Origin of the sequence: Curtobacterium sp. YC1, from assembly GCF_016267665.1 — a bacterium.
Lineage (GTDB): Bacteria > Actinomycetota > Actinomycetes > Actinomycetales > Microbacteriaceae > Curtobacterium.
Genome location: NZ_CP066341.1, coordinates 683245 through 702274 on the forward strand (window position 1 = coordinate 683245; position 19030 = coordinate 702274).

17 protein-coding genes are annotated in these 19030 nt (G+C 71.7%); 11 read left to right on the plus strand and 6 right to left on the minus strand.

Going from position 1 to position 19030, the window contains the following annotated elements:
• Positions 1 to 1236 (minus strand): sugar ABC transporter substrate-binding protein, encoded by a 1236-nt coding sequence (locus I8920_RS03385; RefSeq protein ID WP_198657778.1) that lies wholly within the window; start codon positions 1234 to 1236, stop codon positions 1 to 3.
• 202 nt (positions 1237 to 1438) lie between these two features.
• Between I8920_RS03385 and I8920_RS03390 the strand changes: the two genes are divergently transcribed.
• The 4 genes from I8920_RS03390 (at position 1439) to I8920_RS03405 (ending at position 5755) form a co-directional block, all read left to right on the plus strand.
• Entirely contained in the window at positions 1439 to 2455 is a 1017-nt protein-coding gene (locus tag I8920_RS03390) for a LacI family DNA-binding transcriptional regulator (RefSeq protein ID WP_232832810.1), read from the plus strand.
• A 167-nt stretch (positions 2456 to 2622) separates the two neighbouring features.
• Complete coding sequence (locus tag I8920_RS03395) at positions 2623 to 3942, plus strand: ABC transporter substrate-binding protein (RefSeq protein WP_198657779.1); 1320 nt, start codon at positions 2623 to 2625, stop codon at positions 3940 to 3942.
• Positions 3939 to 4907 (plus strand): carbohydrate ABC transporter permease, encoded by a 969-nt coding sequence (locus tag I8920_RS03400; protein ID WP_198657780.1) that lies wholly within the window; start codon positions 3939 to 3941, stop codon positions 4905 to 4907. The genes I8920_RS03395 and I8920_RS03400 overlap by 4 nt, the downstream gene beginning before the upstream one ends.
• The gene (locus tag I8920_RS03405; RefSeq protein WP_198657781.1) at positions 4907 to 5755 is read left to right on the plus strand and encodes a carbohydrate ABC transporter permease; all 849 of its coding nucleotides are present in this window, start codon (positions 4907 to 4909) and stop codon (positions 5753 to 5755) included. The genes I8920_RS03400 and I8920_RS03405 overlap by 1 nt, the downstream gene beginning before the upstream one ends.
• Before the next feature lie 109 nt (positions 5756 to 5864).
• On the opposite strand, the gene I8920_RS03410 is transcribed toward I8920_RS03405, so the two are convergent.
• A complete protein-coding gene (locus I8920_RS03410; protein WP_198657782.1) occupies positions 5865 to 6311 on the minus strand; it encodes a MarR family winged helix-turn-helix transcriptional regulator in 447 nt (148 codons plus the stop codon).
• Positions 6312 to 6432: 121 nt separating this feature from the next.
• Here I8920_RS03410 and I8920_RS03415 point away from each other — a divergent pair, with 121 nt between their 5' ends.
• Positions 6433 to 7416, plus strand: coding sequence for an AraC family transcriptional regulator (locus I8920_RS03415; RefSeq protein ID WP_198657783.1), 984 nt, complete (start codon positions 6433 to 6435; stop codon positions 7414 to 7416).
• Between the two features lie 105 nt (positions 7417 to 7521).
• Here I8920_RS03415 and I8920_RS03420 read toward each other — a convergent pair whose 3' ends face one another.
• Positions 7522 to 8568 carry a LacI family DNA-binding transcriptional regulator gene (locus I8920_RS03420; RefSeq protein ID WP_198657784.1) on the minus strand — a complete coding sequence of 349 codons (1047 nt, stop codon included), beginning with the start codon at positions 8566 to 8568 and terminating at the stop codon, positions 7522 to 7524.
• Positions 8569 to 8714: 146 nt separating this feature from the next.
• On the opposite strand from I8920_RS03420, the gene I8920_RS03425 reads away from it, so the two are divergent.
• The 5 genes from I8920_RS03425 to I8920_RS16160 all read left to right on the plus strand — a co-directional run bounded on the left by I8920_RS03425 (position 8715) and on the right by I8920_RS16160 (position 15193).
• A complete protein-coding gene (locus I8920_RS03425; protein ID WP_198657785.1) occupies positions 8715 to 10010 on the plus strand; it encodes an ABC transporter substrate-binding protein in 1296 nt (431 codons plus the stop codon).
• A gap of 2 nt (positions 10011 to 10012) precedes the next feature.
• On the plus strand, positions 10013 to 11035 hold the full coding sequence (locus tag I8920_RS03430; protein WP_198657786.1) for a carbohydrate ABC transporter permease: 1023 nt from the start codon (positions 10013 to 10015) through the stop codon (positions 11033 to 11035).
• Entirely contained in the window at positions 11035 to 11916 is an 882-nt protein-coding gene (locus I8920_RS03435) for a carbohydrate ABC transporter permease (protein ID WP_198657787.1), read from the plus strand. The genes I8920_RS03430 and I8920_RS03435 overlap by 1 nt, the downstream gene beginning before the upstream one ends.
• A gap of 173 nt (positions 11917 to 12089) precedes the next feature.
• Positions 12090 to 14423: a glycoside hydrolase family 3 N-terminal domain-containing protein gene (locus tag I8920_RS03440; protein WP_198658601.1), complete on the plus strand. Its 2334-nt coding sequence runs from the start codon at positions 12090 to 12092 to the stop codon at positions 14421 to 14423.
• 53 nt (positions 14424 to 14476) lie between these two features.
• Entirely contained in the window at positions 14477 to 15193 is a 717-nt protein-coding gene (locus I8920_RS16160) for a lytic transglycosylase domain-containing protein (protein WP_225558964.1), read from the plus strand.
• Here I8920_RS16160 and I8920_RS03450 read toward each other — a convergent pair.
• The gene (locus I8920_RS03450; protein ID WP_198657788.1) at positions 15187 to 16467 is read right to left on the minus strand and encodes an MFS transporter; all 1281 of its coding nucleotides are present in this window, start codon (positions 16465 to 16467) and stop codon (positions 15187 to 15189) included. The genes I8920_RS16160 and I8920_RS03450 overlap by 7 nt on opposite strands.
• Before the next feature lie 64 nt (positions 16468 to 16531).
• Here I8920_RS03450 and I8920_RS03455 point away from each other — a divergent pair, with 64 nt between their 5' ends.
• Positions 16532 to 17149: a CGNR zinc finger domain-containing protein gene (locus tag I8920_RS03455; protein WP_198657789.1), complete on the plus strand. Its 618-nt coding sequence runs from the start codon at positions 16532 to 16534 to the stop codon at positions 17147 to 17149.
• Between the two features lie 50 nt (positions 17150 to 17199).
• Here the strand turns inward: I8920_RS03455 and I8920_RS03460 are convergent, their stop codons facing one another.
• Both I8920_RS03460 and I8920_RS03465 read right to left on the minus strand, forming a co-directional pair.
• Positions 17200 to 18300, minus strand: a complete 1101-nt coding sequence (locus tag I8920_RS03460) for a sensor histidine kinase (RefSeq protein ID WP_198657790.1) — start codon at positions 18298 to 18300, stop codon at positions 17200 to 17202.
• Positions 18297 to 18971 carry a response regulator transcription factor gene (locus tag I8920_RS03465; protein WP_198657791.1) on the minus strand — a complete coding sequence of 225 codons (675 nt, stop codon included), beginning with the start codon at positions 18969 to 18971 and terminating at the stop codon, positions 18297 to 18299. Before I8920_RS03465 ends, I8920_RS03460 begins: the two co-directional genes overlap by 4 nt.
• Between the last annotated feature and the right edge of the window lie 59 nt (positions 18972 to 19030).

Sequence of the window (19030 nt, forward strand, 5' to 3'; positions counted from 1 at the left end):
TCAGTTGCTCGACTGCGCGTTCTGCAGGGCGTCGGCCGGGGAGTCCTGCCCGGTCAGCGCCGACTGCACGGCCGTGTAGATCTTCGTCGCGGCCTTGGGCCAGTCGGCACCGAGTTCGCCGGTGCGGGCGCGGGCGTCGGCGACGAGGTCGACGAACACCTGCTCCTCGGGGACGTCCTTGCCGAACTGCTGCGCGACGTCGGTCTTCGAGGGGATCGTGTACCGCAGCTTCGCCATCGCGAGCTGGTTCGCGTCGCTGTTCATGCAGTCGACGATCTTCGCCGCGACGGCCTGCTTCGCCTTGTCACCGGTGTTCGGGACGGTCCAGACCTCGCCACCGAGCGGGGCCACGGCCTTGTCGCTGGCGGCCTGCACGGGGATCTGGGCGATCCCGTAGTCGACCTTCGACTCCTTCAGACCGGGGATCTGCCACGGGCCGTTGATCATCATCGCGGCCTTGCCGGCCATGAACTGGTCGTTCACGTCGGCCTGGGTCCAGTTCACGACGCTCTTCGACATCGAGCCGTCGTCGACCAGGCCCTTCCAGAGCGACAGTGCTTCCTCGGTCTCCGGGGTCGCGATGTCCTTCTCGTCGCCGCCGTTCGACCACATGAACGGCAGGAACTGCCAGGTGCCCTCGTACGTGGCGTTGGCGTCGACGGCGAACCCGTACTGGTCGCCCTTGGTGAGCTTCGCCGCGGCGGACTGCAGCTCGTCCCACGTCTTCGGCGGGGTGACACCGGCCTCGGACAGCACCTTCTTGTTGTAGAAGAGCGCGATGGTGTTCACGGTGGGGGCGAGGCCGTAGACCTTGTCCTCGTAGGTCCCGGCCTGCAGCACGCCCTCGGCGTAGCCGTCGGTCGAGATGTCGTAGTCGGACAGCGGTGACAGCGCACCGGTCTCGGCGATCTGCTGCAGATCCGGGTTGTCGAGCATCAGGACGTCCGGCAGGGTCTTCGACGACGCCTGCTGCAGGACCTTCTGGATGAGCGACGAGCCGGGCACCAGGCTGCGCTTGATGGTGACGTCGTTCTCGGCCCCGCACTTGTCGAGGTACTCGCCGATGACCTTCTTGTCGTTGCCCTGGTTGTAGTAGTCGAGCACGGTGATGGAGTCCACCTTGCCGCCGGAGCTCGCGGACGAGCCGCCGGAACAACCGGCGAGGACGAGGGGGACGGCTGCCAGCATGGCGACCGTGCTGAGGACCTGAGGCGTCCTGCGGTGTCGAGGCTTCATTGCTTCGCTCTTCTCTGGAGGGGTGCCGGACACGAGTCGACCGTGCCGCTCGTGGATCGGGGGCGAACCGGACCAGAAGCGCTCCGTCGCGTCCCGAGTGGGGTCGAAGCTAGCATCGAAGCGCTTTGATGGTAAAGCGCTTAGACGAACTTTTTCCGGAACCGCCCCCGCTACAGTGAGCGGGACAGGGTGAGGGAGCGGCATGGCGACGATGCAGCAGGTCGCCGACCGGGCGGGCGTCTCGATCGCGACGGTGTCGTTCGTCGTGAACGGCAACAAGCGGGTGTCCGCCGACACCCGTGCCAGGGTCACGGCGGCGATGCGTGAGCTCGACTACCGGAACAACGTGGTCGCCCGGGCGCTGGCGTCGCGCCGCACCCGGATCCTCGCGCTCGTGTTCCCGGTGCTCGAGCACCGGCTCGGCCAGACCGCGCTGCAGTTCTTCACGAGTGCCGCGAGCCGCGCCTCGGAGCTCGGCTACCACCTGGTGCTCTGGCCGGCGGTGACCACCGCAGACGACGTGCAGGAACTCATCTCGGGCGGCCTCGCCGACGGGGTCGTGGTGATGGAGATCACGATGCACGATCCCCGCATCGAGCGGCTCACCGAACTCGAGGTCCCCTTCGTCGCCATCGGCCGGACCGCCGACCCCGCCGGCATCTCGTACGTCGACATCGACTTCGAGCGCACCGTCGAGGACGCCCTCGACCACCTCACCGGGCTCGGGCACCGTCGGATCGGCCTCGTGGTCGAGGACCTCGACGGCACGTCGATGGCCGACTACGGCCCGAAGGTCCGGTCCGAGGCGGCGTTCCGCGCCGGCATCGCGAGCCGCGGCCTCACCGGTACCGTGGTCGCCGCCGGTGCCTCCGCCGAGGGAGGGCGCCGTGCGGCGGGGGACCTGCTGGCGCGCGACCCCGACGTCACGGCCGCGATCATCATGAAGGACGACTCGAACTTCGGGCTCGTCAGCGGGTTGCGGGCCGGCGGGCGCCGGGTGCCCGAGGACGTCTCGGTCATCGCGATCGTGTCCTCCGACGGCGCCGGCGCGGCGACCGAACCGGTGCTCACGACGCTGAACGCCCCCGGCCCGGAGCTCGGCCGCCTGGCGGTCGAGTCGCTGGTCGACCGCCTCGAGGGCGGCAGCACCGAGCGCACACACACGCTCATCCCGTGCGCCCTGCACCTGGCCGGATCGACGGCCCCCGCCCCCGCCTGACCCCCTGCCGGTCTGGCCGCCGCCGGCCACGTTTCGGGCTGCGCGACAGTCCACGGATCCCCGAGCGCGTGCGGTGTCGTCCAGACCGGAAGGTGCCCGGACAGAACAGGCCTCGGCATGGTTGTGTGGGAGCACAGGTTCGCTGCACCACACGTCAAGGAGGACGGATGGCTATCGACCGGAGGATGTTCCTGCTCGGGGGAGCGGGGGTGCTGCTGCTCGCCGGCTGCTCCACCCGTCCCGAACGCACGCGCGTCGAGGACTGGCCCACGGAGCCGCCCGAGGGCGAGGCGACGATCAGCTGGTGGGCCGGTCAGGTCGCCTCGAAGGACGGCGGCGACCTGCGCCGGCGGCTCATCGCCGAGTTCCAGAAGGAGCACCCGAACATCCGGGTGCGCATCGTCAGCGCCCCGAGCGACACCGACACGAACCGGACCAGCCTGACGACGCAGATCGCCGCGGGGTCGAGCACGCCGGACGTGTACCTCGGCGACGTCGCGTGGCCCGGGCAGTTCGCCAAGAACAAGCTCGCGACCCCGCTGAACACGCTGGTCGGCCAGGACTTCTTCGACCAGTTCCCGGAGGGCCTCCGCCTGGCGGCGAGCGTCGACGGGACCTACTACATGTTCCCGCTCTACATCGACGAGTCGTTCTTCCTGTACCGGAAGGACCTGCTCGCCAAGCACTCGCTGCAGGTGCCGGGGTCGTGGGAGGAAGTGCGGGACACCGCGGCGAAGCTCGTCGACACCGGTGACGTGAGCTACGGCTTCGCGTTCCAGGGCGACGTGTACGAGGGCCTGACCTGCAACGTCACCGAGTTCGTCGCCGACGCGGGTGGTTCGCTGCTCAACGACGACCTGACGAAGCCCGAGACGACGAGCTCGGAGACCAAGCGCGCGTTCGAGTTCATGCGCTCGCTCGTGACGTCGGGAGCGTCCCCGCGGGCCACGCTGACGTACCAGGAGCAGGACACCAACGACGCCTTCTCGGGCGGTCGTGCGGCGTTCCTGCGCAACTGGTCGTACGCGTGGGGGATCGCGAACGGGCCCGACAGCCAGGTCGCCGGCAAGGTCGGCCTCGCCGCCCGGCCGACGTTCGACGGCATGGACGAGCACCACTCGACGATCGGCGGGTGGGGGAACTACATCAACCCGCACACCCAGCAGCCCGCTGCGGCGCTGACGTTCGCGAGCTGGATGTCGAGCACGACCGCGCAGCAGTTCCTGACCCGCGAGGGCGGCGTCCTGCCGGCCCGCTCCGCCAGCCTGGTGAGCGAGGACGCGAAGCGCCAGCAGCGCCCGACGTACGACACGGCGGCGGGCATCACGCTCGTGCCCCGCCCGACGTCGACGGCGTACTACCCGAAGGTCTCGCAGGGCGTCTACCAGAACGGCAACAGCATCCTCGGCGGCCAGGCCTCGGTCGACGGCGGCACGCGCTCGATGGCCTCCGCCATCTCGCTCGCCCTCGAGGGGGCGGCGCTGTGAGCGCCGGCACCGCGACACGGCCGACCCGGCCGGGAGGCACGGATCGCCTCGATCCGCCGCCCCGGCTGACCGGGCGGTCGCGTCTCGACCGCATCCGCGCCCGTGGCGCCTGGGGCTTCGCGGCCCCGGCGCTCCTGGTCGTCGCGGCGGTGACGATCTTCCCGGTCGTCTACTCGATCGTGCTGAGCTTCGCGGACGTCGAGGTCGGGTACGAGGGCTTCACGATCCAGTCGTTCGGGCTCGACAACTACGCCGCACTGCTGCAGAGCGCGGACTGGTACCGGGCGCTCGGCTTCACGGTGCTCTACACCGTGGTGACGGTCTCGGTCGAACTCGTGCTCGGCATGCTCGTGGCCCTGGTGCTCGAGCGCCTCGGGGCCACCCGCGGGTGGATGCTCGCGCTCATGCTCATCCCGTGGTCGCTCGTCACGATCGTGAACGCGCAGCTGTGGAAGTACATCTACGACAGCACCTACGGCGTCGCGACGTGGTTCTTCGGCCTGTTCGGGGACGCCCCGGTGATCCTCGGCGAACCGGTGCCCGCGATCACCGGCCTGATGGTCGCGGACATCTGGAAGACCACGCCGTTCGTCGCGATCATCCTGCTGGCCGGGCTCGTGCAGATCTCGGAGGACCACTACGAGGCCGCCGAGCTCGACGGCGCGAGCACCTGGCAGACGTTCTGGCGCGTGGTGCTCCCGCAGCTCACGCCGACCCTGACGATCGCGGTGCTGTTCCGCATCCTGCAGGCGTTCGGCGTCTTCGACCTGCCGTTCGTGCTGACGAACGGCGGACCGGGCACCGCCACCCAGTCGCTCGCGATCATGGGCTACAAGGTGCTCTTCCAGGACATCAACATCGGACCGGGCGCGGCGATCGCGACGTCCACCGCGATCATCGTCGCGGCCGGGTGTCTGCTGTTCCTCCGGGCGTTCCGGAACCAGGCCAAGGGAGGGGACGACTGATGCCTCGTCAACGTGTCCGCAGGGGCTGGCGCAAGTGGGTCAACACCGTGAACGTCAGCGGTGTCGTCATCGCGGTGCTCACGGCCCTGCCGCTGTACTGGCTCGTCTCGACGTCGCTCAAGCCGGCGTCGGAGATCGGGCAGTCGCCGCCCACCATCTGGCCGAACTCCTTCACCTTCGACAACTTCGTGGTGGCCTTCCGGGACAACGCCCTGGGCCAGTACATGATCAACAGCGTCATCGTGTCGGTGTCGACCACGGTGATCGTGCTCGCGCTCGCGTTCCTCGCCGGGTACGCGCTCGCCGGCCGGTTCATCCGCGGCCGCACGGCGATCATGACGTCGCTGCTCATGCTGTCGGTGTTCCCGGCGATCGCGGTCCTGACGCCGCTGTACCTGCTCGAACGCAACCTCGGGCTGCTCAACTCGTACCCCGGCCTGATCGTGCCGTACGTCGCGTTCAACCTGCCGTTCGCCATCTGGATCATGCGGAACTACCTGCAGGGCATCCCGTCGACCATCGAGGAGGCGTCGGAGATCGACGGCGCCGGTGCGTGGCGGACGGTGCTGTCGGTGATCCTGCCGATGGCGAAGCCCGGACTCTTCACGGTCGGCGTGTTCACCTTCACGGCGTCGTGGAGCGAGTTCCTGATGGCCCTGACGTTCAACAGCGAGAACTCGTTCCGCACGATCCCGGTCGGGATCGGGCTGTTCGGCACGCAGTTCACGGTGCCGTTCGCGCAGATCTTCGCCGCGAGCGTGGCGGCCACCGTGCCGATCGTGATCCTGGTGCTGGTGTTCCGTCGGTCGATCGTCTCGGGCCTGACCTCGGGGGCGGTGAAGGGCTGACCCGTCGCGGCACCCGGCGCGGATCGGCGGCGAGAAAGGTAGGGAACTGACCTAGCTGCGCTTGCTGGACATTCGTCCGGGTGCCGCCTCGTGCGCCCGTACTCTGCCGTCAGGGGCTCGGGGAGCCGAGGTCGACCGCTGCCGCGATGCGGTCGATGATCCGCACCAACCTGGCCCGCTCTCGTTCCGACAAGGAGGCCAAGAGGTCGTGCAGCTGCTCGTTCGTGCCGGTCATCGCGCGCGCGTAGTCGCGCCGGGCCTCGGCGGTCAGTTCGATGTGACGGCTGCGCCCGTCGGCGGGGTTGGGGACCCGGCTGATGTGCCCGCTCTGCTCGAGCCGGTCGACCATGCCGGTGACCGCCGGACCCGTCAGTCCGAGGTGTCGCGACAGGTCCTTGACGCGGACGGTCCGACCGGCCTCCTCGGCACGCGACACGAACTGCAGCAGCGTCAGGTCGCCGCCGGAGACGCCGAGCTGGTCCCGCAGGCGGTCGCGGAGTTCGGCGACCGCCGCCTCGAGTCGGGTCAGCGCGGCGCGGACATCGAGATCGCTCACGGCAGCGCTCCCTCTCGTCGGGTCGGGTCGGCGGTGCCACACGCCGTCGTCACCGAAGCAGCCTATCCACATAGCGCGAACCGTGGTTCGGCCGTCATCCGGAACGCGCACCCGAGCCGCCGTGGTTGAGCGGCTGCGCGCCGGCGACCCCGTCGTCCCCCTGGGTGCCCCGGTCCGGTTCGAGGTCGCGGGTGCCGACCCGGACTCGGCCTCGCGCGACCTGGCGGCGGTGCACGGTGCGGAGCGCTGGTCGGTACGACGCACGGTCGGCGACTTCGCGTACCGCTACACCGCGGTCGGCGACTCCGAGGTGAACATCCGGCGCTCGCAGCTGCGCGGCGCCCTGCGTGGCTCCGTGCCGGTCGGGGCCGACTACGTCGTGACGTGGCTCACCAGCGGGACGGCCTCGCTCGACTCCGGCCGGGTGCGGCTGGACCTGCACCGCGAGGTGCCCGTGCTCCTGCCGCCCGAGGAGCCCTTCGAGTTCGTGGCCGCCGACCACGACCAGCGGCTCGTGCACTTCGGCCGGTCCTACGTGCAGCGCATCGCCGCCGAGCACCTGGAGATCGTCGACCGACCCCTGCGCTTCGACCCGGTGCGGCCGCCCGAGCCGGGCACGGCCGAGCGGTGGCAGGACGCGCTCGTCGCGCTGTCCCGTGCCCTGCGGACCGACGGCCCCGACTCCGACGCCTGGCACCAGGCGAAGCGGTCGGCCGCCACCGCGTTCCTCGACACCTTCCCGCCGCGGGTCGACGACCTGCCGGCGGCGCTCTCGATGCCCCGGAACGCCCGACTGCGGGCCGCCGTGGAGTACATCCACGCGCACGCCGCCGAGGACGTGACGGTCGCGGAACTGTCCGAGGTCGCCGGGCTGAGCGTGCGCTCGGTGCAGGAGTCGTTCCGCCGGGTGTTCGACGTCTCGCCGCTGACCTACCTGCGCGGGGTCCGCCTGGACCGCGTACGGGCGGAACTGCTCGAGCTCGACGCGCACGCCGGGGTGGTCGGTGACGTCGCCAGGCGGTGGGGGTTCGCGCACCTCGGGCGGTTCTCGGCGGCCTACGCGGCGCGCTTCGGCGAGTACCCGAAGCAGACGCTGCGGCGCTGACGGGGCCGGTGTCGCTGCGGCGCTGACGGGGCAGGTGCCGCTGCGGCGCTGACGGGGCAGGCGCCGCTGCGCCACTGACGGCCGGCAGCTGCCGCGCCGTTGCCGTCAGGCCGCGCTGGCGACGACGGCCGGGGCCGGAGCCGTGCTGGCGCGGACCCGCAGCGTCGTGGAGAGCCGGACGTGCTCGGCGGCGGACTCGCCGCGCAGCATGGTGAGCAGCATCTGCACCGCCTGTGAGCCGAGCTCGGCGAGGGGCTGGGACACCGTGGTGAGCGGCGGCGTCGTGGTGGACGCCTGCGGCACGTCGTCGAACCCGACGACCGACAGGTCCTGCGGTACCCGCAGCCCGACCTCGGCGGCGGCACGGAGCACACCGATGGCCGAGGAGTCGTTCGCGGCGAACACCGCGGTGGGGCGGTCGGCGAGCGTGAGCAGGTCGCGTGCGACGGCGGCGGACTGGTCCTCCTGGTACCCGCCGTCCCGCAGCAGCCGTTCGTCGACGGCGATGCCGGCGGCGGTCAGCGCGGCGCGGTACCCGGCGGCCCGCAGCTGGGCGGACGCCAGGTCGGCGCGGCCCTGCAGGTGGGCGATCCGCGTGTGCCCGAGCGCGATGAGGTGCTCGACGGCCTGCACGGCGCCGCCCTCGTTGTCGGCGTCGACGGTGGCGTGTCCCTCCGGCCCGGTGTGCGGGTCGATGGCGACGACGGGGATCGACGAGCTGGACAGCGCCGTGGTCGGCGTCACGACGATGGCTCCGTCGATCAGGGTGCCGGACAGGCGGGACAGCGACCGGCGCTCCCAGCCAGGACGGTCGGCCCCGGTCATGAGCCCGGCGTACGCCAGGAGCTCGTACCCGGTGCCGGTCGCGGCGCGCGAGATCCCGCGGAGCAGCTCGGTCGAGAACGGTTCGAACTCGGGCACCAGGATCCCGATGACGTCGGTGCGCGAGCTGCGCAGGCTGCGGGCGACCAGGGAGGTCTCGTAGCCGAGGTCGGCGACGACCTGCTGCACGCGGAGCATCGTCGCCGGGGCCACGCCGTCGCGCTGGTTGATCACCTTGGAGACCGTGGGGATCGAGACCCCGGCCACGCGGGCCACGTCGCCGATCGTCACCCGGCCGGCACCGGGACGCGCGCCCAGAGCCGAGTCCATGTGCACACCGTACCGCTGCGGTTGGCGGCCATCGGTAAAGAAAACGTTATCGATATCGATTGACAGACCTCCCGAGCGGGTGGCACGCTCTCCGCAGCGGCAGTGGATGTCGCTGTATGTCAACGACGACACCGAGGAGTTCCACGATGACGAGGAAGATCCGTGCCGCGGCAGCCATCGCGCTGATCGGGGCGACAGCACTGGTGGCCAGCGGCTGCTCGGCGGGCAGCGATGCCTCCGAGGACGGCGGCAAGGTCACGATGACCTTCTGGCACAACTCGACCACCGGACCCGGCAAGGCGTACTGGGACTCGACGGTCAAGGCGTTCGAGGCGAAGTACAAGAACGTCACCATCAAGACCCAGGCGATCCAGAACGAGGACCTGGACGGCAAGCTCCAGACCGCCCTCAACTCGGGCGACGCCCCCGACGTGTTCCTGCAGCGCGGCGGCGGCAAGATGGACGCGATGATCGCTGCCGGGCAGCTCATGGACATCTCCGACTCCATCAGCGCCGACGCGAAGAAGTCGATCAGCGCCGGCACCTTCGCCGGGTACGAGAAGGACGGCAAGACCTACGCGATGCCGGGCGCCGTGCTCCCCGAGGGCATCTGGTACTCGAAGGACCTGTTCAAGGAAGCCGGTATCGAGGGCACGCCCGAGACGATGGACGAGTTCAACGACGCCGTCGACAAGCTCAAGGCCAAGGACATCGACCCGGTCGCCGTCGGCGCGAAGGACGCCTGGCCGGCCGCGCACTGGTACTACAACTTCGCGCTCCGCGAGTGCAGCCAGAAGACGCTCGAGGACACCGCGAAGTCGCTGAAGTTCGACGACGACTGCTGGACCAAGGCGGGCGAACAGCTCGAGGACTTCAACGCCACCGAGCCGTTCAACAACGGCTTCCTCACCACGGCCGCCCAGCAGGGTGCCGGCAGCTCGGCCGGTCTCCTGGCCAACCACAAGGCGGCCATGGAGCTCATGGGCGCGTGGGACCCGGGCGTGATCGCGTCGCTGACCCCGGACGCCAAGCCGCTGCCCGACCTCGGCTGGTTCCCGTTCCCGACCATCGACGGCGGCAAGGGTGACCCGAAGTCGATGATGGGCGGCGTCGACGGCAACTCCTGCTCCGCGCAGGCCCCGAAGAAGGCGTGCACCGACTTCCTGAACTTCATCGTGCAGAAGGACAACCAGGAGAAGTACTACACGGCCTTCAACGCCATCCCGGTGAACCAGGAGGCCCAGTCGGTCGTCGACGCGGACTACCTCAAGACGGCCCTGGCTGCCTACCAGGAGGCACCGTTCGTCTCGCAGTACCTCGACACCCTGTACGGCCAGAACGTCGGCAACGCCCTGAACACCAGCGTCGTCGACCTGCTCGCCGGCAAGGGCAGCGCGAAGGACATCGTCTCGACCACCAACCAGGCCGCGGCCAAGGGCTGAGCATGGCCCTCGACACGTCGCTCGGTACGACTCCGGCCTCCGGGTCGGACACGGCCGCTGGGACGTCCCCGGCGGGGAGCGGTTCGCCGCTCCCCGCCGGTCGGCGGACCACGCGCCGCATCGCGGACTGGCGCCAGCGCGTCGAGATCGCGGTCCTCGCCGGACCCGCGGTCATCGTCTTCGTGACGTTCGTGATCCTGCCCGTGGGCCTCGCCGCCTACTACGGGTTCTTCAAGTGGCAGGGCTACGGCCCGCCCACCGACTTCGTCGGGCTGCAGAACTACCTGATCATCTTCCAGGACAAGGCGTTCCACCAGGTCCTGATGCACAACGGCTTCATCGTCGTGCTGTCCCTCGTACTGCAGGGGCCGATCGCGATCGTGCTCGCACTGCTGCTCAACCAGAAGATGCACGGCCGCGGCCTGGTCCGCGTGCTCGTCTTCGTGCCGTACGTCATCTCCGAGGTGATCGTCGGCACCGGGTGGAGCCTCATGCTCCAGTCGAACGGCGCCGTGAACGACATGCTGCAGAGCATCGGGCTCGGCGGCATGCGGGCGGACTGGCTGTCCAACCCGGACATCGCGATCTGGACGCTGCTGCTGATCATCTCGTGGAAGTACATCGGCTTCGCGGTGATCCTGTTCCTGGCCGGCCTGCAGAGCATCCCGGAGGAGCTGTTCGAGGCCGCGGCCATCGACGGTGCCGGCTACTGGCAGATCCAGCGGCGCATCACGCTGCCGCTGCTCGGCCCGACGATCCGCATCTGGGCGTTCCTGTCCATCATCGGCTCGCTCCAGCTGTTCGACCTCGTCTACATCATCTGGGGCCAGTACATCTCGTCGACCGCCGGGACCTCGACGATGGCGACGTACATGGTCGCCAACGGCCGCACCTCGGGCAACTTCGGCTACGGCAGCGCCGTCGCGGTCGTGATGTTCGTGATCTCGCTCGCGGTCGCCCTGATCTACCAGCGCTTCGTGCTCCGCCGCGACACCGCGGGTGCACTCACCGAGAGGAAGAACTGATGGCCACCACGAGCATCGTCGCCCCCGGGCGGCGGGCCACGCGGGCGCGTCGGTCCAGCGCCGCCATCGGGCACGCAAACCCGCTGACCTACCTGGTCGCGATCCTGTTCGTCGCGGCGAACCTCGCACCGGTGCTGTACATCGTGCTGGGCGGCTTCCGGACGAACTCGCAGATCACGACGAGCCCCGCCGGGCTGCCCGCTCCGTTCGAGTTCGGCAACTACGGCGCGGTGCTGTCCAGCAGCATCTTCTGGCAGCAGCTCGGCAACTCGACGATCAGCGCGGTCACCACGACCCTCGGCGTCGTCGTGCTCGGCCTGATGGTGAGCTTCGTGCTCGCCCGCTACCGGTTCGCCGGCCGCGGTGCGATGTACGCCCTGTTCGCCGCCGGCCTGATGTTCCCGATCACCGTCGCGATCACCCCGCTGTACCTGCTCGTCAAGGACCTCGGTCTGACGAACAGCCTGGCCGGCGTGATCCTGCCGCAGATCGCCTTCGCCCTGCCGACGACGGTCATCATCCTGGTGCCGTTCCTGCGGGCCATCCCCGACGAGCTCGAGGAGGCCGCGTCGATCGACGGCGCGAGCCGGCTCGGGTTCTTCTTCCGGATGATCGTGCCGCTGTCGCTGCCCGGCGTCGTGACCGTCGGCATCCTGGCGTTCATCGCGAGCTGGAACAGCTACATCCTGCCGCTGTTCATCCTGAACAACGAGGCGGCGTACACGCTGCCGCTCGGCGTGCAGGCGTTCTCGTCGCAGTACTCGGTCGACACCGCCAAGGTGCTCGCGTTCACGTCCATGTCGATGATCCCGGCGCTCGTGTTCTTCACGATCTTCCAGCGCCGCATCGTCGGCGGCCTGACCGGGGCGGTGAAGGGGTGACCACGTTCGACCAAGCCGTGGCCGCCAGCGGCCGCCCCGCGGCGGACGCGTCCGCCCCGACGGGCACCAGCGACACCACCGACGGACAGGAGGCGCGGAGCGGCGCCGCCACGGGCCTCCCGTCCGCCCCGTCCCACGCCGCGACCGGCGCGGCCCCCGACCGCGCGACCACGCTGCTCGGCGCGATGACGCTGGACGAGAAGGTCGCCCAGCTCGTCGGCTACTGGCTCGACCAGAACGGCGTCGTCGCCCCCATGCAGGGCGAGATGGCGGCGGTGCAGCAGGGCACCACCCTGGCCGACATCACCCGTGACGGAATCGGGCAGTTCACCCGCGTCTACGGCACCCGCCCCGTCGAACCCGACGAGCGCGCCGCCTGGCTGTGGGCCGAGCAGCGGCGGCTCAAGCGCGAGACCCGGCTGGGGATCCCGGCGCTCGTGCACGAGGAGTGCCTGACCGGGCTCGCCGCGTGGAAGGCCGCGACCTTCCCGACGCCGCTCGCGTGGGGCGCGTCCTTCGACCCGGAGCTCGTCGAGCAGGTGGGCGCCGCCATCGGCGCGTCCATGCTGCAGCTCGGCGTGCACCAGGGACTCGCGCCGGTCCTCGACGTCGTCCGCGACCCGCGTTGGGGGCGGGTCGACGAGTGCATCGGCGAGGACCCCTACCTGGTGGGCACGGTCGGCACGGCCTACGTGCGCGGGCTGCAGTCGGCCGGGGTCGACGCGACGCTCAAGCACTTCCTCGGGTACTCGGCGTCGCAGGCGGGGCGGAACCACGCCCCGGTGCACGCCGGGGCCCGCGAGGTCGCCGACGTCTACCTGCCGCCCTTCGAGATGGCGCTGCGGGACGGGGGCGCCCGGAGCGTCATGAACTCGTACGCCGAGATCGACGGCGTGCCCGTCGCGGCGAACGGCGAGCTGCTGACCGACCTGCTGCGTGACCGGCTCGGCTTCGACGGCACCGTCGTCGCCGACTACTTCTCGGTCGCGTTCCTCGAGGTCATGCACGGCATCGCCGCCGATCGTGGCGAGGCCGCCGCCCTGGCGCTCGAGGCCGGCATCGACGTCGAGCTGCCCACCGGCGACGCGTACCTCGAGCCGCTCGTCGAGCGCGTCCGCAGCGGGCAGGTGGACGAGGCCCTCGTCGACCGGGCGGTGCTGCGCGTGCTCCGGCAGAAGGAGCGGCTCGGGCTGCTCGAGCCGGACGTGTTCGAGGACGAGCCGCCGACCGGCATCGACCTGGACACCCCGCTGCACCGATCGCTCGCCCGGCAGCTGGCGGCCCGCTCGCTCGTGCTGCTGTCGAACGACGGCGGAGCGCTCCCGCTCGCCCCCGGGGCCTCGGTGGCGGTCATCGGCCCGAACGCCGACCGAGCCGAGGCCCTGCAGGGGTGCTACTCCTTCGCCAACCACGTGCTCGCGTCGCACCCCGACCTGCCGCTCGGGTTCGCGATCCCGACGGTGCGCGAGGCGGTCACGCAGGCCCTCGGGTCGACAGCCGTCCGGTACGCCGCGGGCTGTGCCGTCACGGGTGACGACCGCGCCGGCATCGCCGACGCCGTCGCCGTCGCGTCCGCCTCGGACGTCGCCGTGGTCGTCGTGGGCGACCAGGCCGGGCTGTTCGGCCGCGGCACCGTCGGCGAGGGGAACGACACCGAGTCCCTCGACCTGCCCGGTGTGCAGCGCGAACTCGTCGAGGCGGTCGTCGCCTCCGGCACCCCCACCGTGGTGGTGCTGCTCACCGGCCGGCCGTACGCGCTCGGCTGGGCGCTCGACGGCGACCAGCCGCGACCGGCCGCCGTCGTGCAGGCGTTCTTCCCCGGCGAGGGCGGCGGGCTCGCCGTCGCCGACCTGCTCACCGGGTCCGCCTCGCCCTCGGGCCGGCTGCCGCTGTCCCTGCCGCGCTCGGCGGGCGCACAGCCGTTCACGTACCTGCACCCGCGGCTCGGGGGGCCGTCCGACGTCACCGCCGCCGACTCCACGCCGGTGCGGCCGTTCGGCTTCGGGCTCACGTACACGGACTTCGCCTACGAGGACCTGGTCGTCGACGAGCACGTCCGGTCCGACGGGGTGTTCACCGCGTCGGTGACGGTCCGCAACACGGGGAGCGTCGACGGCGAGGACGTCGTGCAGCTCTACGGCCACGACGTGCACGGCAGCGTCACCCGGCCGGAGGCGCAGCTGCTCGGGTACGCCCGGGTCGCGCTCGCCGCGGGGGAGTCCACGCGGATCCGCTTCCGCGTGCCGGTGCAGCGCTTCGCGTTCACCGATCGCCGGATGCGCAAGGTGGTCGAGCCCGGCGACGTGCAGGTCTGGGTCGCCTCGCACGCGGCGGCGTCACGGCCGGGAGGCCCGGTGCCGGTGGGTGGGATCGTCGCGTCCGGCGACGGTCCGGTCCGCCACCCGGTGCCCGGCACCGCCACGGAGCGCGCCACCGTCGCGGTCACCGGCACGGTGCACGAGGTGACGCCGGACGACCCCCGCCTGGTGGAGTGGTCGCTCACGTAGACACGGCGGGTGGTGTCGGTCCGTCCGGCGCCACCCGTCACTATGCTGAGCGCGTGGGGAGACACGCAGCGACGCAGACCGCCTCCGGGCGTCCGCCGCTGGGCCGTGCCCCGGGACCGATGCTGCCGACGCCGCTGCCCCCGTCGCGTCGCGCGGCGGCCGTCACCCCGGAGCGGACCTCGCCGTCCCTCCGGCGTCGCACCGCGGCCGCGCTCGCGTTCACCGCTCCGGTGGCGCTGCTGGCCACACAGCTGACGGTGCCCGCCTTCGCCGACCTCGACGCGGTGGCCGTCCCCGCCGAGGCCGTCCCCGCAGCGGCCCCGCAGGTGTTCGCGGTCGCCTCCGTCAGCGCGCCGAGCGTCGACCGTGACGACTTCGCGGTGCAGACCCCGGCGCCGAAGCCCCCACCCAAGGCGAAGCGGTCCGTCGCGGCCGCCGCCATCGGCGCTCCCGACGTGCCGGCAGCGACCCCGGGGAGTGCCCAGGCGATCGCGGCCGAGATGGTGACCGCACGCGGGTGGGGTGCGGACGAGTACGGCTGCCTGGTCTCGCTGTGGAACAAGGAGTCGGGCTGGCGCACGACCGCCGCGAACCCGAACGGGGCGTACGGCATCCCGCAGGCGTACCCGGGTTCGAAGATGGCCTCGGCCGGTGCGGACTGGCAGACGAACCCGGCGACGCAGATCACCTGGGGCCTCGACTACATCGGTGGCCGGTACGGCTCGCCGTGCGGTGCGTGGGGGCAGAGCCAGGCGACCGGCGCCTACTGATCGGCCGCGCCGTGGGTCGCGAGTCCGGCCGGGTCGCGCACCGTGCGGAGCGGTGAGGCGACGACCCAGACGACGGTGAGCAGGGTCCCCGCGCAGCCCAGGGCGATCCCGGTGCGGGTGCCGAGCAGCTCGCCGACCAGGCCGCCGAGCCCCGCGCCGATCGCCACGACGCCGTAGGACAGCCAGCGCATCGTCGCGTTGACGCGTCCGAGCACGTGGTCGGGGGAGCGCAGCTGCCGCAGCGTCAGCGCGACGACGCTCGACAGCGAGGTCCCCGCGCCGTTGACCGCGAACACGGCGATCACCGCGATGACCGTGACCGGCGTCGACCACGACGGGTCGACGACCGGGAGCACCGCGAGGGCGATGCACTCGGCGGCGGCGCAGGCGACCAGGACCGGCCCGGCCCCGAACCGCCGCACGCTCGACGGTGCCGCGGCCGCCCCGGCCACGGCCCCGACGGCGCCGAGACTGAGGACCAGGCCGAGGAGCCCCGCGTCCAGGCCGAGCTGCCGGACGGCGTGCACGGTGAACAGCACCACGACCCACTGCGCGAACAGGTTGTAGATCCCGGCGAAGCCGACCAACGACACCAGGTAGCGGTCGCGTCCGACGAACCGCAGGCCCTCGCCCAGGTCCCGCAGGGCGCTCCGTCCGGTCGAGGCGGGACGGGGTTCGGGTGCTCGGATGCCGAGCAGCGCCACCGCCGAGACGACGTACGTCAGGGCGTGGACGGCCAGGGCCCAGGGTGCGGACAGCACCTGGACGAGCAGGCCGCCGAGACCGGGGCCGCCGACCTCTGCCGTGGCCGCCGTGGCCTGCAGCCGCCCGTTCGCGCGTTCGAGCTGCCGCCGGCCGACCACCGTCGGCAGGAACGACTGGTAGCTCACCTCGAAGGCGACGGTGAACGCGCCGAGCAAGCCGACCAGCACGACGAGCACCGGCAGGGTCAGCGCACCGCTGAACGCCACCACGACCACCACGACGGTCAGGGCGGCGCGGGCGAGGTCGGACACGACGAGGATCGGCAGCCGACGCCGACGGTCGACCAGGACCCCGAGCGGCAGCGCGAGCAGCAGGAACGGGAGCCAGCGCGCCGCGTTGAGGACACCGACCTCGGCGGCCGAGGCGTGCAGGACGACCACGGCGAGCAACGGGACGGCGAGCTCGCTCACCTGACCGCCGACCGACGACGCGCCCTGGGCGACCCAGAACCGTGTGAAGTCCCGCCCCAGCGGAGTCGAGGTGTCGCTAATGGGTTCGCGGCTCTGCATGCATTAGACCCTGGCAGAGGTCCGCTAATGGCGCAACGATCGATCGGGCATTAGGCTGCGCAGCATGGCGACCACCGGATCCCCGACGTTCCCCGAGGTCGGCGGCCACGCCGCGCTCGACCTGGTCGACACGGTGCACTGGCGGCTCGACCCGCGTCGGTCGATCGACACGCTGGGCACCTTCGACGACGTCGTGGCGTGGTGCGACCAGATGGGTGTCCTGCCCGGCAGCGCCGAGCAGGTCACCCGGCTCGCCGCGTCCGCGCCCGAGGCGGCGGCACGGGAACACGCGGCCGTGCTGGCGCTCCGCGAGGCGGTGTACCAGGCGGTCTTCGAGTCGTCAGCGGCCGCGGCCGACCACGTCGCGGCCGAGCACGTCGCCGCACTCGGGCGGGCGACGTTCGAGCGGGATGCCGACCAGGTGTCGTGGTCGTGGCGACTGCCCGCCGACCTGTCCGGCCCCCGGAGTGCCGTCGCCCTGCTCGCCCACTCGCTCCTGACGTCCGACCTCGCCGCCGCCCGCCAGTGCGGCGACGACGCCTGCGGCTGGGTCTACCTGGACACGTCGCCCCGGCACAACCGCGTGTGGTGCACGGCCGCCGGGTGTGGCAACCGCAACCGCGTCGCCCGCCACCAGGCGAAGCGCCGCACGGCGCGGCCGGACGGCGCCCGACCGGCCTGAGCACCGGGGACGCGACGCGCGGGACGGACTCGGCCCGTGCCTCCCGTCCGTCAGCCCGTGGGCAGCCGGACCGTGACGACCAGGCCGCCGCCGGACCGCGCCCGCAGGCGCACGGTCCCACCGTGCGCGCGCACGACGGCGTCGACGATCGCCAGGCCGAGCCCGGCACCGCCGTGGTCGTCCCGCTGCCGCGCGGAGCCGCGTTGGAACGCCTCGGTGAGCGTCGGCAGGACCTCCTGTGCGACCGTCCTGCCGGTGTTCTGCACCTCGAGCACGGCCTCGCCGTCGACGCTGCTCGTGTGCACCCGCACCCAGCCGGGACCGGTCTGCCCGTCGGCGCCCGACGCGACGTTGTGCACGATGCCGTTGTGCACCAGGTTCGTCACCAGCTGCAGCAGCAACGGTGGTGACCCGACGGCGGGGGCGGCCGAACCGTCGACGTCGAGCACGAGCCCGCGGGCCTCCGCCAGGGGGACGAGGGTCTCGGCGGCTTCCTCGGCGAGCAGGGAGAGGTCGACCGTGCGGTGCTCGAACGTCCCCTGGTCGGCGCGGCTCAGCAGCAGCAGTGCCTCGGTCAGGTCGATGGCGCGCGTGTTCACGGTCCGCAGCCGGGCGACGACGGCGGCCGGGTCGCGATCCGGATCGCGCTCGGCGACCTCGAGCACCGAGCGGGTGATCGCGAGCGGGGTGCGGAGCTCGTGGGACGCGTTCGCGGCGAAGCGCCGCTGCGCCTCGACGTGGGTCTCGAGCCGCGCGACCATGCCGTCGAACGCGTCCGCGAGGGAGCGGAACTCGTCGTCTCGGCCGGGCAGGTCGATGCGGTGCGACAGAGTGCCCGCGGCGACCCGGCGCGTGGCCTCGGTGATCCGGGTGAGCGGGGCGAGCACGCGGCCGGCCAGGAACCACCCGCCCACCAGGCCGACCACGAGCAGCACGACGAGCGCGAGTGCGGCCGGCGGCGCGAACGCGCGCACCAGGTCCCGCTGGACGGGGACGACGCCGGACGCCGTGTCGACCCGGTCGGCGGGGACGTACCGGAGCAGGAACACCCACACCACGGCCAACAGCAGCGCCCCGGTGAGCACGACGAGACCGGCGTAGCTCAGGGCGAGGCGCAGCCGGACGCTCGGACCGGGCCGTCGGTCCGTCATCGCCGGTCGTCGCCCGTGTCGATCCGGTACCCGACACCCGGCACCGTGGCGATCACCCACGGTTCGCCCAGGCGCTTGCGCAGCGCCGACACCGTGATCCGCACGGCGTTCGTGAACGGGTCGGCGTTCTCGTCCCACGCGCGTTCGAGCAGGTGTTCGGCGCTCACCACCCCGCCGTCCGCCGCGACGAGCACCTCGAGCACGGCGAACTGCTTGCGGGTGAGGGCGACGTGCCGACCGTCGCGGAAGACCTCGCGGCGGAACGGGTCGAGTCGCAGGCCGGCGAGCTCGAGCACGGGCGGGCGGTGGTGTGCCCGGCGACGGGCGAGGGCGCGCAGACGGAGGACGAGCTCGCGCAGCTCGAACGGCTTGGTGAGGTAGTCGTCGGCGCCCGCGGCGAACCCCGACGCCTTGTCGTCGATGCGGTCCGCCGCCGTGAGCATGAGGACGGGTGTGCCGGTGCCGGAGGCCAGGATGCGGGCGGCGACCTCGTCACCGGACGGCCCCGGCACGTCGCGGTCGAGCACGGCCACGTCGTACGGGTTCAGCGCGATGAGCTCGAGTGCCGCGTCGCCGTCGGCGGCGATGTCGGCCGCGATGGCCTCGAGTCGGAGACCGTCGCGGACGGCCTCGGCCATCAGGGGTTCGTCCTCGAGGATCAGCACGCGCACGACCCGATGCTATTCGGCGGCACGTATCGTCCGCGTATGCGGGAACGCATACGCTCCGG